8 protein-coding genes are annotated in these 15,783 nt (G+C 74.0%); 5 read left to right on the top strand and 3 right to left on the bottom strand.

The window, feature by feature from the left end:
• Window positions 1-958: 958 nt before the first annotated feature.
• Window positions 959-2,455, bottom strand: coding sequence for a DUF1990 family protein (locus WMF43_RS13020; RefSeq protein WP_437680243.1), 1,497 nt, complete (start codon window positions 2,453-2,455; stop codon window positions 959-961).
• Between the two features lie 87 nt (window positions 2,456-2,542).
• On the opposite strand from WMF43_RS13020, the gene WMF43_RS13015 reads away from it, so the two are divergent.
• Entirely contained in the window at window positions 2,543-2,959 is a 417-nt protein-coding gene (locus WMF43_RS13015; protein ID WP_437680241.1) for a hypothetical protein, read from the top strand.
• A gap of 9 nt (window positions 2,960-2,968) precedes the next feature.
• Entirely contained in the window at window positions 2,969-4,522 is a 1,554-nt protein-coding gene (locus WMF43_RS13010) for an SLC13 family permease (RefSeq protein WP_437680239.1), read from the top strand.
• A 217-nt stretch (window positions 4,523-4,739) separates the two neighbouring features.
• Here WMF43_RS13010 and WMF43_RS13005 read toward each other — a convergent pair whose 3' ends face one another.
• Together WMF43_RS13005 and WMF43_RS13000 are read right to left on the bottom strand one after the other, a co-directional pair.
• Window positions 4,740-4,985 carry a hypothetical protein gene (locus tag WMF43_RS13005; RefSeq protein WP_437680237.1) on the bottom strand — a complete coding sequence of 82 codons (246 nt, stop codon included), beginning with the start codon at window positions 4,983-4,985 and terminating at the stop codon, window positions 4,740-4,742.
• A 401-nt stretch (window positions 4,986-5,386) separates the two neighbouring features.
• Entirely contained in the window at window positions 5,387-7,099 is a 1,713-nt protein-coding gene (locus WMF43_RS13000) for a mechanosensitive ion channel family protein (protein ID WP_437680235.1), read from the bottom strand.
• A 1,009-nt stretch (window positions 7,100-8,108) separates the two neighbouring features.
• On the opposite strand from WMF43_RS13000, the gene WMF43_RS12995 reads away from it, so the two are divergent.
• The 3 genes from WMF43_RS12995 (at window position 8,109) to WMF43_RS12985 (ending at window position 15,779) form a co-directional block, all read left to right on the top strand.
• Complete coding sequence (locus WMF43_RS12995; RefSeq protein ID WP_437680233.1) at window positions 8,109-10,763, top strand: serine/threonine-protein kinase; 2,655 nt, start codon at window positions 8,109-8,111, stop codon at window positions 10,761-10,763.
• A 205-nt stretch (window positions 10,764-10,968) separates the two neighbouring features.
• Window positions 10,969-14,322, top strand: a complete 3,354-nt coding sequence (locus WMF43_RS12990; protein WP_437680231.1) for a protein kinase domain-containing protein — start codon at window positions 10,969-10,971, stop codon at window positions 14,320-14,322.
• A 269-nt stretch (window positions 14,323-14,591) separates the two neighbouring features.
• Entirely contained in the window at window positions 14,592-15,779 is a 1,188-nt protein-coding gene (locus WMF43_RS12985) for an FIST signal transduction protein (RefSeq protein ID WP_437680229.1), read from the top strand.
• The last annotated feature ends 4 nt before the right edge of the window (window positions 15,780-15,783 follow it).

Genomic DNA, 15,783 nt, shown 5'->3' with positions numbered 1-15,783 from the left:
GGTTCAGTTCACGCAGGGGCATCCCCGCCCGCGAGCGCTGGAGAGCGCTCGCGGCGGCCCCTGCGGCTGCTCCCCTGGGCGGCCCCTGGCAAAAACACGGTTGCTCAGCCGAGCAGCGCGGTAGTCGCCACATGGCGACCCTCCCTCGCTGTCAGGGCTGAACGATAGGATTGAATCCCCGGCCCTATTTCGCTCACGACAGACGACGTATCAACGATGTCGTCGCCGTCGCTGGCGAACTGTTCTACTAGACACCATTCGAAGTCAAGCGACTTGTTTGTCGCGATTCTGCCTCGCACCAACGTCCGCGCTGCATAGCGCCAGTTGCATCGATTCCCCGGGCGTGGGTGCATGCTGCAGTCATCAGCACCTGCTTGCTCGAGCCAGCACCCCGACGTGTTGAAATCGGAGTCTCACGACATCGACGACGCACGCGGCGCAGAGGCGAGACAGCGAGTCAGCGTGCCCATCGCAGCGCATGTGAGCGCGCCGCGAGCGGCATAAACGCTTCGACACCGCGGCCCTGCGCTCCCCGTCGGTGCACGCCGGCGTGGAGCTGCCTGTCCTACGCGCGCTTCGCCGCGCAGGTCCTCTCGGAGATGGCTTGTGCGACGCGGCGACCGCCACCACGGCGCCCCTCGCCGCTTCCGCGATCAACCGCCGAGTGCACGCTGGCCCACGCAGCAGTGCCTGCTCGAGCCATCACCGGCCCTCAGCAGCGTTCCGTTCTCGCTGCGCGCCAATCCGTCCAGCTCGGTTCCAACCTGAACCGGCAGCGCCGTCTCCGTCTCCGTCTCCGCTGGTGCTGGTCTGGCTTGTGTGGATGGGCAGAGCGCAGGTCACCCGCTTCGAAGGCGGGCCCAGGTCGGCGTCTTCGGCGCGCAGGCGCGCTCGCGCAGGCGGAGCACCGAAAACGTGGGGGTGAACCCGTCTCCGAAGCGGGCGACCTTCGCCCTCGTTACGCGGCGTGCTGGCTGCGCACGCGGCGGAGGATGAGCTCCTCGAGCCACCGCTCGAAGTCCTTCGCCTCGTGCTCGTCGGGGTCGTCGCGCGTCACCTCGACGCCCTTCTCGGCCTTGCCGCCGGTCTGCTCGACGATCTTCTCGACGAGCGACGTCCACGTGTACGTCTGGATCGCCCCGCCCAGGGTCTCCATCACCAGGAGGTCCGCGAGCGTCGACGCGCGGTTCCACGTCTGCACCTCGAAGCGGACCGCGCCGTCGCCCCCGGGCGCCGGCTCGGCGAGGAAGCGCACGGCGCCGGCGAGCGGGTGCCCCTCGAGCGTCGCGAGGGTGATCGCGCGGGGCGCGACCTCCTCGACGCGCACCTGCACGTGCCCGCGCAGCGGCAGGGCCATCGTCAGGGTCGCGCCGGGCTCGATCCGCGTCCCGGCCTCGGGCTCGGCGCCCACCACGACCGTCTTGCGCGGCGTGAGCTCCGGGAAGCCGTCGCGCACGAGCGCGAGGATCTCCTCGGCGGAGAGGCGCGAGCCGCGAATGTCGGCCCGGTAGCTCTTGCGGTGCATCGGGCCGATGCCCTCGGACGGCAGCCGCTCGGGCAGCGAGTCGCCGAGCTTGGACAGGGCCTCGTCGAGCGGCGTCGGCGTGACGCCGAGCGCGACGAGGCCGTTCTCCCGGCCCTCGGCGATCACGTTGCCCTCGACCACCATCGTGATCTGGTCGGCGTTGACCGGCGTCTCGATGCCGAACTTCGCCGCGAGCTTCGCCCCGGTCGACTCGATCCACGCCGGCAGCGGCAGCCGGACCGGGTGCCGGTCGGTCATCGCCTCGAACCGGTCGAGCAGCTGGTTCATCGACGTCACCTCGCCCCCCGCGAGGTCGAGCTCGCGCCCCGCGAGGCCGTCGCGCTCGACCGCGATCGCGAGCGCCTCGCCGCAGTCCTCGCACCAGATCGGCTGGAACGGGTCGTCGCCCTTGCCGACCAGCGGCACGACCGGGAGCGTGCGCACCATCTTGAGCAAGAGCGAGATCTGCTCGTCGCCCGGCCCGAACACGTTGCCCGGGCGGCAGATGACCCACTCGCGCGAGAAGGCGCGGGCGTGCTCCTCGCCCTTGCGCTTCGAGCGGTGGTAGTCCGATTCGCCCTTGTCCGCGCCGAGCGACGAGACGTACACGAAGCGCTTCACGCGCGCCCGCTCGGCCTCCTCGACCAGGAGGCGGGTGCCCTCGGCGTTCACGCGCTCGAACGTCACCTCGGGCGGCCGCTCCGCGACCACCGCCGCGAGGTGGATGACCGCGTCGCACCCCTCGGCGGCGCCGTGCACCGCCCCGGCGTCGCCGATGTTGCCGTCGAACGCCTCGACGTCGCCTTCGAACGCCTTGCGATCGTCGCTCGCGTGGCGCGACAAGAGCCGCACGCTGTACCCCCGCCGGAGCAGCCGCCGCACCACCTCCGGGCCCACCACCCCTGTGCCGCCGGTCACCAGAACCTTCATCACGCGCTCTCCTTTGCGGGGACCTCAAAGCGAAGGCTGTGCCAGGCCCGCCCTGCCGCTCGCCCGAGACTTGCTTGGAGCTGGCGCATGAGCCCCCGCGCGAGCGCGCGACGACGCCCCGCGACCGGCGCGCCCGCGCCGACCCGCGCCCCCGCGCCGACCGGCGCGCCCGCGCCGCTCGTGACGCCCGACGGCCGCTACCTCATCGTGCGCGGGCGCCTGTGGCGGCGGGCTGATCCGTCGCTGCCGGAGAACACGCGCAGGCGCCTCGTGGCCGAGCTGATGGCGGCCCGGCGCGAGGTCGGGCGCGCGCTGCGCGCCGGCGACGAGGGGGCGCTGCGCGCAGCGCGCCGCCGCGTGCACGAGGCGAAGGTCGCCCTGGGCGAACGGGGCCCGCCCTGGTGGCGCGACGGCGCGCCCGACGAGAACCGGCGCCTCGTCGCGTCGACGGGTTACGCGCGCTGGTACGACGCGCTGTGCCGGGGAGGCGCCGCGGTGGACTAGAGTCGCCCCATGCAGGGCACCGACCTTTCCGCCACACCGCCGGGCGCGCCGCGCCGAGGTCGCGCGCAGCGCCGGCCGAGCCTGCTCCGCTGGCTCGGCGTCGCCTCCGGTCCAGCCGCTGCCCTCGCGATCGCGCTCGTGCCGAGCGGGCTCCACGATGTCCCCGGCTACGGCCACCGCCCCGCGTACGCGGCCGCGGTCGCCGCGTGGATGGCGCTGTGGTGGCTGTTCGAGGCGCTCCCCATCGCGGTCACCGCGTGCCTGCCGCTCGTCCTCTTTCCGCTGCTCGGGGTGTTCGGCCGCGGGCTCCCGGGCGACGCGGCCCGCGCGGCCGCCCCGTTCCTCGACGCCTACATTTTCCTGTTCCTCGGCGGGATGGCGATCGGCGCCGCCATGGAACAGTGGGGCCTGCACCGCCGGGTGGCGCTGCACATCATGCGGGCCATCGGCACCGACCCGAAGCGGCTGCTCTTCGGGATGCTCGTCGCGACGAGCGCGATCTCCCTCTGGATCTCCAATACGGCGACCGCCGTCATGATGGTCCCGATCGGCCTCGCCCTGCTCGCGCAGCTCGAGGCGGCCGCCGGCGGCCGGCGCCTCGCGCACTTCGGGACGGCGCTCATGCTCGCGGTCGCCTACGCCGCGAACGTCGGCGGCATCGGCACGAAGATCGGCACCGGCACCAACTCGATCTTCTGCGGGTTCGTCGCGGACAAGCTCCACCACGACCTCGGCTTCCTGCGGTACATGGCGATCGCCCTGCCGTTCGTGGTGCTCTTCATCCCGCTCGTCTGGCTCGCCCTCTGGCGCGTGGGCCGGCGGGACGGCCTCGGCCACGTGACGGCGCGCGGCGCGCTCGACCGCGAGCTCGCGGCGATGGGCCCGATGAGCCCCGGCGAGCGGAAGGTCGCCGTGGTCTTCGCCGCATCGAGCGCGCTCTGGATCCTCGGCGACCCGCTGCGCGCCGCGATCGGTCCGCGCGTGGGGGCCGCGCTCGCCGCCCTCGGCGCCGCGGCGGCGCCGGGCTCCGGGGCCGGGTTCAAGCTGCTCGGCAAGCACGTCGAGGCGGGCGTGGCCGTCGCGGCGGCGCTCGCCCTGGTCGCCCTCCGTGCGCTCTCTCTCGCGTCCCTGCGGCGGATGCCCTGGGGCACGCTCGCCCTCCTGGGCGGCAGCTTCGCCATGGCCGCGGGCATCGAGGGCGGCGGGCTCTCCGCGTGGATGGCCGCGCAGCTCGCGGTCGTCGCGGACGCGCCGCTGCTCTCGCAGATCGGGCTCGCGAGCGCCGGGTCGGTCGCCCTGTCGGCGCTGGCCTCCAACACCGCCACGATCAACGTCGCGCTCAACGTGCTCCCGCAGGACCTCGGCGTGCTCTTCGCCGCCACGATCGCGGCGTCCTGCGACTTCATGCTGCCCGCGGGCACGCCGCCGAACGCCATCGTGTTCGGCAGCGGCTACGTGCGGCTCCCGGTGATGATCAAGGCCGGCTTCCTGCTCGACGTCGCCGCCGTCCTGATCATCACCGCGTACGTCTACGGCTACGCGCGGCACCTCATCGCCGGATGAGCGCGCTGGGCCGGCGCGGCCGCCCCCGGGCGCTCCCGGCGGCGCGCCCCGGCGACGCTCAGGACGGGTTGCGCCGCGCCGACTCCCAGCCGCGCCGCACGGTGCCCTTGATCTCGTCCCAGGTGCGCCCGCTCTTGAGGTCGTTCCACTCCTCCCTGAGCTTGCTCTCCACGTTGTCGTCCCAGTCGGTGTGCTCCCTGTACTGGCCCGCCGCGCCCTAGCCGTAACGCAGCCCCGGCTCGACGTCGTCCCAGCTGCTGTTCGGCACGCCGCGCGGCGGGATCGCCTGCTTGCCGGCCGCCTGCTTCAGCGTGTCGCCGACGTCCTGATTCAGCTCGTGCCCCTTGTCGTTGGTGAAATCCGCCTTCGTCTGCTCCCAGTCGCGGCGCAGCGCCTCCTTCACGCGCTCCCAGCCGGACGCCTTGTGCGTATCCCACCACCTCGGATTGATCGCCTGGGTCATCGGTACCTCCATCGATGTCGTTGAATGGACGCCGGCTCGACGCGCGAGGCCCGGCGCAGTGTGATGAAGGCGCGATACACGAACGGTGCCGCCGCGAGCGCTGCTGGAGCGCCAGGGCGGCACGCCTGCGCGTGCCCTGGTGCGCTCGGCGGCCTCGCCCTACGACTCCGGCACGAGCTCGCTGCGACAAGGCGCCACGGACGAGACATCCTGCCACACGGCGCCTCGCGCCCGTCCAGCGCGGAGCGCGCCGGGCGCGTTGCCGGGCGGGGCCGCCCTCTTTCGCGGTGCAGCTCGGGCGCGGTCCCTGGAGCGGCTCTCCACACCCCTCCTTGCATCGCGCGATGCCGGAGCAGCACAGCGGCGAGCGAGGGCTGCCGCAGGTGCAAATTCTTCGGCGGTCAATCGCCCCCCGAGGGAGGCGCGAAGGGACTGGGCGTCGCCTCCTCGCCCTCGTCCTCCTCTTTCTCGGCGGGCGCCCCGACGCGCAGCGCGCTGTCGATCAGCACGGCGCGGCGCGCGCGCGGGGCGCCGATACCAGCGCTGCGCAGGTCGTCCACCACGCTCGCCCGCATCGCATCGCCCAGATCCTCGTCCTTGCCGGGCGGGACACGCGCGACCACCCGGAGCAGGATCGAGCCCTCGCCCAGCTCCTCCACGTTGACCTCCACTGGGCCGCGCTGGCCCGTCTCTTCCTCGAGCACCTTCTGCACGCTCGACGACAGGATCGAGCGCACGCGCCGCAGATCCTCTTCATAAGGCACGTACACGTCGACCACCGCGTTCACGTAGCCCTTGGAGTGGTTCGCCACCTTGCGGACCTCTCCGTTCGGGATGGCGTGGAGCACGCCCGCGTCGTCGCGGATCTTCGTGATTCGCACGCCGATCTCCTCCACGACGCCTCGGACACTGCTCACCTCCACGAGGTCGCCGACGAGGAGGAGGTTCTCGAACAGGATGAAGAAGCCTGCCACGATGTCGCCCACGAACGCTTGCGCGCCGAGGCCGACGGCGACGCCGAGCACCCCGGCGCCTGCGAGCAGCGGCGTCGTGTCGATATCCGCCGCCCGCAGCACCATGAGGAGCGCCGAGAAATAGATGCCATACCGCACCAGCCCCATCGCGACCGGGACGAGCGTCTTCCGCTGCTGGAACGTGCCTGGATCCATCTCTTCGGTCTTCGTGAGGAAGAACTCCTTGACGAAGATGCTGCATAGCTCCACGAGGACCCGGCTCGTGTAGAAGATGGCGATCGCGCGGACGCCGATCCCGCCGACCCGGGCGATCCAGGTATCGGGAGTGAGCTCATCGGCGACCAGCGTCGCGGCCCCGACGTAGACGAAGTAGTCCACCGTCCGCTTGGTCAACCCGGCGAGGTGCGTGAGGCCGCCGAGATACCTGAGCGGGCTCTCGAAGCTGCTCAGCCTCCCCGACGTCTCGAAGAGCAGATCCACCAGGATGTACGCGACGCCGACCACCAGCCGGGCGATATAGAACGCGCTGAACGCGTAGGTGCCGATGGCGACCGCGCGACGCGCCCCCTCGGGCAGCCCGAGCGTACCAGCGATGAGGAACACAGCGGCGCACAGGATCGTGACACGGAGCGCGATGCGGAGGCGCTTGATCACATCGGACAGGGGCGCCCGGTGCTTCGTGAACCACGCTGAGGAGGAAAGGCCCTTGCCGAGCCCCGCCGCGAGCGCCCTGGCCAGGGCGTCAGTGATGAGCGCAAGGACCGCGATCCTGACCACGGCGAAGCCGGCCGCCCTGAGCGAGGAGAGGTCCTCGCTGCGGAGTTGCACGAGCCAGCCCCGGGCCAGATCCAGCGCGCGACGGCCCGTGAAGCTCGCGATCAAGGCAGCCCCGAGGAGCCCCAGGTTGATCAGCGCCACCATAATGAGCGCCTGGCGCCGCACCCGCTTGCGCAGCGCCGCGCGCTCCTCCTCGGTGACCGCGCTGAAGATCGAGGCGCGCAGCGCAAACCTCGAGGCGCTGAGGATCGTCGCGACGACGAGCTCCGACAGGAGCATCACCAGCACGATCGCCACGATGAGGGCGATAAGGTTGTGGATCAGCAGGTCGAGGGGAGGCAGAGCGAGCGGGGTGTTCGACATGGTCTGGTGGCGACTGGCGCCCGATTTCGATGGCCTTGGAGCATTCCGAGCACGTCTGGGGCAAGACTCGCCGCCGGACGATACACGCTGACGAGGCGCGGGGGAACTGCGTCCAATCAATAACCATGAACCTATGCAAAACTGCACGAGATTTCGGCGCAGCAGCTCGCTGAGCGGGTCCTATACCGGAGACTCGCCGAGCAGTATCCGGACAATGTCAAGGACGTTCGCCGCGCGGATGTTTATCGACGGAGGCTGAAGCGTTTGCTCGACACACTCGGCCCTGCTCCTCTTGCGCGCGCCACGCGCGATCATGCCGACCGCGCGCTCTCATTGCTTCGAGGACATCTGCAGCCCGGAACACGTCGAGAGATTGCTGATCGGACCCATCGCACGTTGGCGCTCGCGACCCATCCGGCGCGCACACTTCGTGGTAATACGTTGCCGCGGGGACGAATGGGAGAGGCCCCCTGGCAGCCCACGAGAATGCCCGGCGCGCCGAGGCCGCCTATGCTCGGGCCTCTGCTCTCCGCCGGGGTAGTCTGGCGCAGGTGACGGCCGGCATGGTGCTGGCCGCGCTCCGCGAGCACGGCGGGGCGGAGCGGAAGCTGCGGGGCAGCGTCGAGCTCGCGCTCCGCGGCTGACGACATCGGGTCCCTGTCCTGCGCCCGCGCTTTCCTGACGGCGCGCCGTCGAGCTCCGCCGCGCCTGGCGCCGGCGCCGCCCTCGCTCTCCGACGGCCTGCCGCGTCAGGGCATGGGTCCGCGCGCGGGGACCGTCGGCGCCGCGCTCGACACGCCCGCCGGCGGCGGCCCTCGGTCGTCGATCGACACGGCGCGGGGCCCACGCTCGGCGCGTTCTGCTTGTGCGCTATCCTTGGCCCTCGTACGGAGCATGTCCGGACGAGAGAGGCCCCCGCGCGCGGCGCGGCGCGGCGCGGATCGAGATCGCCGGGCCACACTTGGTGCAACGCTGGGAGCGTGTATGCTCCCCAGGAGAGAGATCGTTCATGTCGCTTCGGGAGGGTTCGCTCGTTGCCGGTCGTTTCCTGGTCGGACGTCTGGCCGGAAAGGGCGGCATGGGCGAGGTCTTCCGCGCCCATGACGTCGGCACCGGCGAGCCCGTCGCCCTCAAGATCCTGCACGCGCGGACCGGCGCGCCCGAGGCGGTGGAGCGGTTCCTGCGCGAGGGACGGCTGCTCTCCGAGCTGGACCACCCGGGCATCGCGTCGTACGTGGCGCACGGCCAGACCGAGGACGGCCGGCCCTACCTGGCCATCGGGTGGCTCACCGGGCAGGACCTCAGCGAGCGCCTCGCCCGCGGCCCGCTGCGCGTGAGCGAGTGCGTGACGCTGCTCGAGAAGGCGGCGGACGCGCTCGCGTTCGCGCACGACCGCGGCGTCGTGCACCGCGACATCAAGCCCGGCAACCTGTTCCTGCGCGATGATCGCGTCGATCGCGTCACCCTGCTCGACTTCGGCATCGCCCAGGCGGAGCTCGCGGCCTCGGCGCTCACGCGCACCGGACGCATCATCGGCACCCCCGGCTACATGGCCCCGGAGCAGGCGCGCGGCGAGCGCGAGGTAGGGCCGAGCGCCGACGTGTTCGCGCTCGGGTGCGTCCTCTTCGAGTGCCTGACCGGGCGGCCGCCCTTCCTCGCGCGCGACCCGGTCGCGGTGATCACGAAGTGCCGCTTCGACGACGCGCCGCCGGTCGAGACGCTGCGCCCGGAGACGCCCCCGGCCCTCTCCGCCCTGCTCGCGCGCATGTTCGACAAGGACCCGGCACGCCGCCCCCCCGACGCCGCGGCGCTGCGCGACGAGCTCGCCGCGCTGGAGCTGCACGCGCAGGACAGCGCGCCCGCGCGGTCGGGCAGCGTCGCGGCGCGCGCCCCGGAGGCCCTCGGCGGCGACGTCATGCAGCTCTTCTGCGTCGTGCTCGCCGTGCCGGGGGTCGCGCCGCGGTTCGCCGAGCTGGAGACGCTCCCGGCCACGGGCCCCGAGGCGCGCCCCCCCCGCGACGCCCTGCGCGCCCGGCTGATGCGGCTGAAGGGGCGCATCCAGTGGCTCGCCGACGGCTCGCTCGCGGTGATCGTGCCCCCCGCGCCGAGCGCCGTGGATCAGGCCGCGCAGGCCGCCCGCTGCGCCCTGGCGATCAAGGAGCAGTGGCCCGAGGCGCGCGTCGTGCTGGCCACGGGCCGCGCGCTGCTCAAGGACCGGCTCCCGGTGGGCGAGGCGCTCGATCGCGCGAAGGCGCTCCTCCGCCCCGGCGGGAGCGCCGCGTCGGGCGGGTCCGAGCCCGAGCTCGAGGGGGCGCCCGAGGCCGGGCCCGGCGTCTGGCTCGACCGGCTGAGCGAGCGGCTGCTCGGGTCGCGCTTCGATCTCACCACGGTGGGGGAGCACCCGGTGCTGCGCGGCGAGCTCGCGGGCGGCGCCGACGCGCCGCGCCCGCTGCTCGGCCGACCGACCCCCTGCGTCGGCCGCGACCAGGAGCTGTCGATGCTGACCGCGGCGATCGCGCGGTGCGCCGAGGACGCGGAGGCCTCGGCGGCGCTCGTCGTCGCGCCGCCGGGCGGGGGCAAGTCCCGGCTGCGGCGCGAGGTCCTGCGCCGCCTGCGCGATCGGGCGGCCCACGTCGAGGTGATCTCGGGTGACGGCGGCGCGTCGACGGGCACGCCGTACGGCCTGCTCGCCGACGCGCTCCGCCGCCGCTGCGGCGTGGAGGCCGGCGATCCGCCGGCGCTCCAGGAGGAGAAGATCCGGGAGCGCGCGGCCGCGCGCGTCGCGCCCGCGCGCGCGTCGCGAATCGGCGAGGTCCTCGCGTCGATGTGCGGGGTGCTCGTCGCCGGGCCGAGCGACCTCCTCGACGCCGCGCGCGGCGACCCGAGGATCATGGGCGCAGAGGTCCAGCGCGCCTTCCTGGATTTCCTGGGCGCCGAGTGCGCGGCGCGGCCCTGCCTCCTCGTGCTCGACGATCTGCACTGCAGCGACGACGCGACCATCCAGCTGCTCGACGCCGCGCTGCGGGAGCTGCGCGATCGGCCCCTGTTCGTGCTCGCCTTCGCGCGCCCCGAGGTGACGGCGCGCTTCCCGACGTTGTGGGAGGCGGGGCGGACCGTGCAGCGGATCCACCTCCCGGGGCTCAGCAACAGGGCGGCCGAGCGGCTGATCGCCGCGGCGCTCGGCCCCGAGGTCCCCGCGGCCGTGGCGGCGCGGCTCGTCGAGCAGGCCGCCGGCAACCCGATGTTCCTGGAGGAGCTCATCCGCGCCGCCGCCGAGGGCGAGGAGCTGCCCGAGACGGTGCTGGCGATGCTCCAGGCGAGGCTGTCGTGCCTCGTCCCGGAGGTGCGCCGCCTCCTGTGCGCCGCGAGCGTCCTCGGGCAAGCCTTCTCGGCGCGCGGCGCGCTCGCGCTGCTCGGGCAAGAGGAGGGCACGCAGCAGACGAAATCCGCGCTGAGCGAGCTCGTCCGGCTGGAGCTCATCGAGAGCCAGTGGTCGGGCCGCGCGCCCGGCGACGGGGAGTACCGGTTCCGTCACGTGCTCGTGCGCGACGCCGCGCTCCGCCTGCTCACGGACGAGGATCGCGCGCTCGGCCAGGAGCTCGCCGCCAGGCACTTCGCGCGGGCGAGCGAGGGCGCGCCCGTGCCGCTGGCCGAGCACGGCTAGGCGGCGCGGGCGCCGGTGAGCGCAGCGGGTCCGGCCCGCCGCGGCGCGGTGTCGCTCGGCGCAGCGCGGGCCTCTCGCCCGCGTCAGCGCGACGTCGTCCGCGTGCCGCCGTGTCGCCGTGTCGCCGTGTCGCCGCGTCGCCGCGTCGCCGTCATCCTGGTCCTCTCCGCGCGACAGCCGCGCGTGGTAGAGAGAAGGTGCCGCCATGATCGACGCGACGCTCATCGCCGGCCGCTACCGCGTCGTGCGCCGCATCGGCGCCGGCGCGATGGGCGCCGTGTACGAGGCCGTCGACCTCGAGACCGATCGCCGGCGCGCGCTCAAGCTGATGCACCCGCACGCGCTCGAGCGCGCCGACTGGAGGAAGCGCTTCGCGCTGGAGGCGCGCGTCGCGGGCCAGGTGGACAGCCCCTTCCTCGTGGACGTCGTCGACGCCGGCGTCGACGAGGAGACGGGGGCTCCCTTCCTCGTCATGGAGCTGCTCCGGGGCGAGACGCTGGCCGAGCGGCTCACGCGCGCGGGGCGCCTCGATCCCGCCGAGGCGGTCGCCTGCCTCGGGCAGGTCGCGCTCGGGCTCGACAAGATGCACGCCCTCGGGATCGTCCACCGCGATCTGAAGCCCAGCAACCTGTTCCTGGAGCAGCGCGAGGACGACGCGCCGCGCGCGAAGATCCTCGACCTCGGCATCGCCAAGGTGCTTCATCAGGACGGGGGAGCGGAGTCGACGGCGTCCGTGGGGACGCCGATGTACATGGCGCCGGAGCAGCTCCGCGGCCACCGGGTGACGCCGGCCGCCGACATCCATGCGCTCGGGATGATCGCGTTCGCGCTGCTCGCCGGGGCGCCCTACTGGAAGGACGAGGCGGCGGGCGGGCGCGACGTCATGGCCTTCCTGCAGATCGCGGCCTCGGGCCCGGTGGAGCGCGCCACGGCGCGCGCGGCGAGGCGCGGCGTGGCCCTGCCCGTCGCGATGGACGACTGGTTCGCGCGCGCCGCAGCCCCGGAGCCGGAGCAGCGGTTCCCGAGCGCCTCGGCCGCCGTGATCGCGCTGGCCCAAGCGCTGGGCGAGCGCGCGGCCCTGCCCGCGGGCCTGCGGGCCAGGGCGGAGTCCCTGCACGAGGGGACGCTGGCGCTGAGGCCGGGCGTGGAGCCCCCGGCCGCGCGCGCGCCGGAGCGCGGCCGCGAAGGCCGCGACGACCTCTCCGCGACGGCGACGACGAGCACGTTTTCTTCCGGCGCGACCCCCGCCCGCGCGTCCAGCGCGACCCCCGCCCGCGCGTCCAGCGCGACCCCCGCCCGCGCTTCCGAGGCGACCCCCGCCCGCGCGTCCTCCGCCCGCGCTTCCGAGGCGACCCTGGCGGCTTCCACCGACTTTTCTTCTCGGGACCCCTCCCCCGCGGCCTCTGCGCCCGCCCTCGTGGTCGCGCCGGCAGATCACGACGGCAGCACTGCGCCCGGCCCCGCGGCGCGGCCGCAGCGGAGCGCTGCGCCCCGCGCCGGGCAGCGCAGGCGGCGCTGGCTCCTCGCGGTGGCCGGCGTGGCGGCGGCGACCGGCGTGCTCGCCGCCGCGGTGGTCGGCAGAACGCCGCCGGCTGCCCCCGCGCCTTCGCCCCTCGAGGCGCCGGACGCCGTGATCGCGTGCCCGCTCTTCCAGGCCTCGGGCGTCGAGGAGCCGTCGGGCTGGCTCGGCGCGGCCGCCGCGGCGAGCTTCTGCGAGCGGGCGCGGCTCGTCCTCGGGGGCAGCGCGGCGCGCACCCTGGTCCCGGCCGAGCTGCTCGCGCTGCCGCGCCAGCCGGTGGATCGGTTCCCGCTCGATCCGTACGCCGCGCCCGGCGCGCGCGCGCAGTCCATCGAGGCGGCGCGCGCCCGCGCCGCCGCCTACGTCGACGGGGAGATCGTGCGGGAGAGCGCGGGCTTCCGGGTCGCCGTCACCCTGCGCGGGCCCAGCGGCGAGGCGCTCGGGGTCGGGCGCGGGGCCGGGCGCGCGCTGTACGAGGCGATCCGCGCGTCGATGGCCCCGCTGATCGAGGCGGGCCGGCTGCCGCTCTCGAGCCGCCTGGATGCCGTGGTGGCCGACTTCTCCCGGGCGCGCGACGTCGCCGGCGCGCTCGCGCTGCTCGACCTGTCGATGGCCATGATGAACAACGCGGGCGGGCTCGAGGTCGAGTGCGCGCGGGTCGAGGCGCTGGCCGGCGAGCTCGCCGAGATGGGGCCGGGCGAGCGCTTCCGCTGCGCCTATGTGCTCGGCCTCCCCGCGCCGGAGATCGCGCTCCTGTCCCCCTCGGAGGCGCCCTCGCCGGGCGCGCTCGCGGCGCGCGCGCGGATCGCGCAGATGGTCAGGCCCGGCGCGGATCCGGGCGTGGCCGAGGAGCTCGTGCGCCTGGTCCAGCGCGAGGCCTCGCCGTGGGCGCGCGCGACGCTCGCGACGACCGCCTCCTGCCTGCTCCAGTCGACCGATCCGCAGCGCGCCGCCCAGATGGCGCTCTTCGCCGTGCAGGCCGAGCCGAAGAACCCTACCGGAGAGAACTGCTCGCCGTGGCTGCAGGTCGCCGGCGTGACCCGGGGCACGGCGAGCGCGGAGAGCGCGCGGCGCGCGGCGCAGGCGTGGGCCCCGTGGGCCAGCTACGGGTGGCTGTTCGAGGCCATCCGCCCCGGCGATCCGGGGCTGTCGCTCGCGTATGCGCGGCGCGCGCACGTGCTCTCGCCGCACAACGCCTACATCGCCGGCGTCCTCGCCACCCAGCTGCTCGCGGCCGGCGCGCGGGAGGAGGCGCGGGGGATCGCGCTCGCGCTCTCCTCGGGGAGGACCCCGAACGAGCAGGTCGAGAGCGAGATGCTGCTCGTGCGCATCGAGGCGAGCGAGGCGCGCCTCGGCGCGGCGCTCGAGCGGGCGAAGCGGTCGATGACGATCTCGGCCGAGGACGCTGGCTGGGTCCGCGTCCAGCGGTTCGACATCGCGTGGACCGCGCTGGAGCTCGGCCGCGTCCTCGGTCGCCCCGCCGAGATCGCCGACCTCATCGTCGCCCGGTTCCTCGACCCCGAGCCCTCCCCGCTCAACGCGGCCGGCATCGACACCTCCCTCCGCGTCCCGGCGATCTGCGCGCGCGCGACCGCGGCGGTCTCGGCCCGCTGCTTCGCGCGTTTCCGCGCGCTGCGCGCGAGGTTCTCCGACGACGCGGTGCCGGGCGTGGAGGCGTTCGCCCGGGGGGCCGAGCGGTTCGCGCAGGCGGATCACGCCGGCGCCGCGAAGGCGTGGCGCCCGCTGCTCCGCGAGCCGGGGCCGTTCGTGGCGGTGCTCGCGGACGCCATGGCGGCGACGTTCGAGCGCACGGGGGAGCACGATCTCGTCGAGCGCGTGGAGGCGGCGTCCTCCGCGAGCGACGCGCTCCTGACCAGCGTCAGCCTCGCCACGGTGCGCGCGGCGCACCGGGCCGCGCGGCGGGGGAACAAGGACGAGGCGCGCGCGCTCGCCCGGCGCGTTATCGACGAGTGGTCGCTCGCGGATGAGCCGGTGCCCGCCGTCGGCGAGATGCGGCGGCTCCTGGCGACGCTCCGGTAGCAGGCCGCGCGCACTATCGGCTCGGCCGGGAGCGCCCGGGGAAGCGCGAGGGGCCAGCGCGGCCGAGGGCCCGGGCCGCCGCCGAATCGCGGCAGGTCCGGCGCAGGTTTTCGTGTATATCTCCCCCCGCAATCGCCGCGGTCCTGGCCGGCGAGCGCGCGAGGCGCCGAGGAGAGAAATCGCATGAATATGACAGTCGTCCTCTCCGGGTCGCCGGTCGGCGCGTCGGTCACGGCGGATTGGACCGCGCACGAAGGAGAGCAGCGCAGATGAGAATGGCCACCGCGGCGTCGACCGCAGGGGCGGCGGGCGCGGCGTTCGCCGAGGCCATGGCCGCGCTCCGCGCGAGCCTGGGCGCGACGCCCGACCACATCTTCCTGAGTTACACGGAGCCCTACGACGTCAACGAGCTCGCCCGCGCCACCGAGGCGCTGCCGCCGTCGGTGCGTGTCCATGGCTCGAGCTCGTGCCTGTCGGTCATGACCGCCGCCGGCGTCCACGGCGCGCCCGGTCCCGGCCTCGCCATGCTCGGGATCGTCGACGCCGACGGCGCTTATGGCGTCGCGGCCGAGCCTATCGGCGGCGACGCGCGCGCGGCCGGGGCGCGCGCGGCGCGGCGCGCCGTCGAGGACGCCGGGCGGGCCGGCGAGCTCCCGGCCCTCTTATGGCTCACCTCGCAGACGGGCGCGGAGGAGGACGTCCTGCTCGGCATTGCGGACGTGGTCGGCCCGAACGTGCCGGTGTTCGGGGGCTCGTCTGCGGCGAACGCCATCGACGGGAAACAATCGCAGCTGGAGCGCGGGCGGGCCAGCGAGGGCGCCGTGCTGCTGTCCGCCCTCTACCCTTCTGGCGAGATCTCGTATGCGTTCAGCAGCGGCTACGTCCCCACCGAGCACCGCTGTCGCGTGACCCGCGCCGAGGGCAGGCGCCTGCCCGAGATCGACGGGCTCCCGGCCGCCGAGGTCTACGATCGCTGGACCGGCGGCGTGATCACCGCGCAGCTGGGCGGCGGATCCATCGTGGAGCAATCCGCGCTCCACCCGCTCGGGCGGCCCTCGGGGTGGATCGGCAAGGTCCCCCAGTTCCTGCTCATCCATCCGAGCACCGTCGAGGCCGACAACTCCATGACGTTCGGCGCGAACATCAACGAGGGAGACGAGCTCGTGCTGATGACCGGCTCGCGGGAGAGCCTGATCGGCCGCGTCCGCTCCGTGGTCGAGGCCGCGCGGGAGTCCGCGCCGCCCTCGTTCCGCGCGCAGGGCGCGCTCGTGATCTTCTGCGCGGGGTGCATGCTCGCCGTGCGCGACGAGATCGACCGTGTGGTCGAGGGGGTGGTCGCGTCGCTCGGGGAGGCGCCGTTCCTCGGCCGGTTCACCTTCGGTGAGCAGGGGTGCTTCACGCGGGGCAAGAACCAGCACGCGAACCTCTCCATCGCCGTCCTCCTGTTCGGGCAGTGAGGGG

The organism is Sorangium sp. So ce131, assembly GCF_051519095.1.
Lineage (GTDB): Bacteria > Myxococcota_A > Polyangia > Polyangiales > Polyangiaceae > Sorangium.
This window is presented reverse-complemented; position numbering and strand designations above follow the sequence as displayed.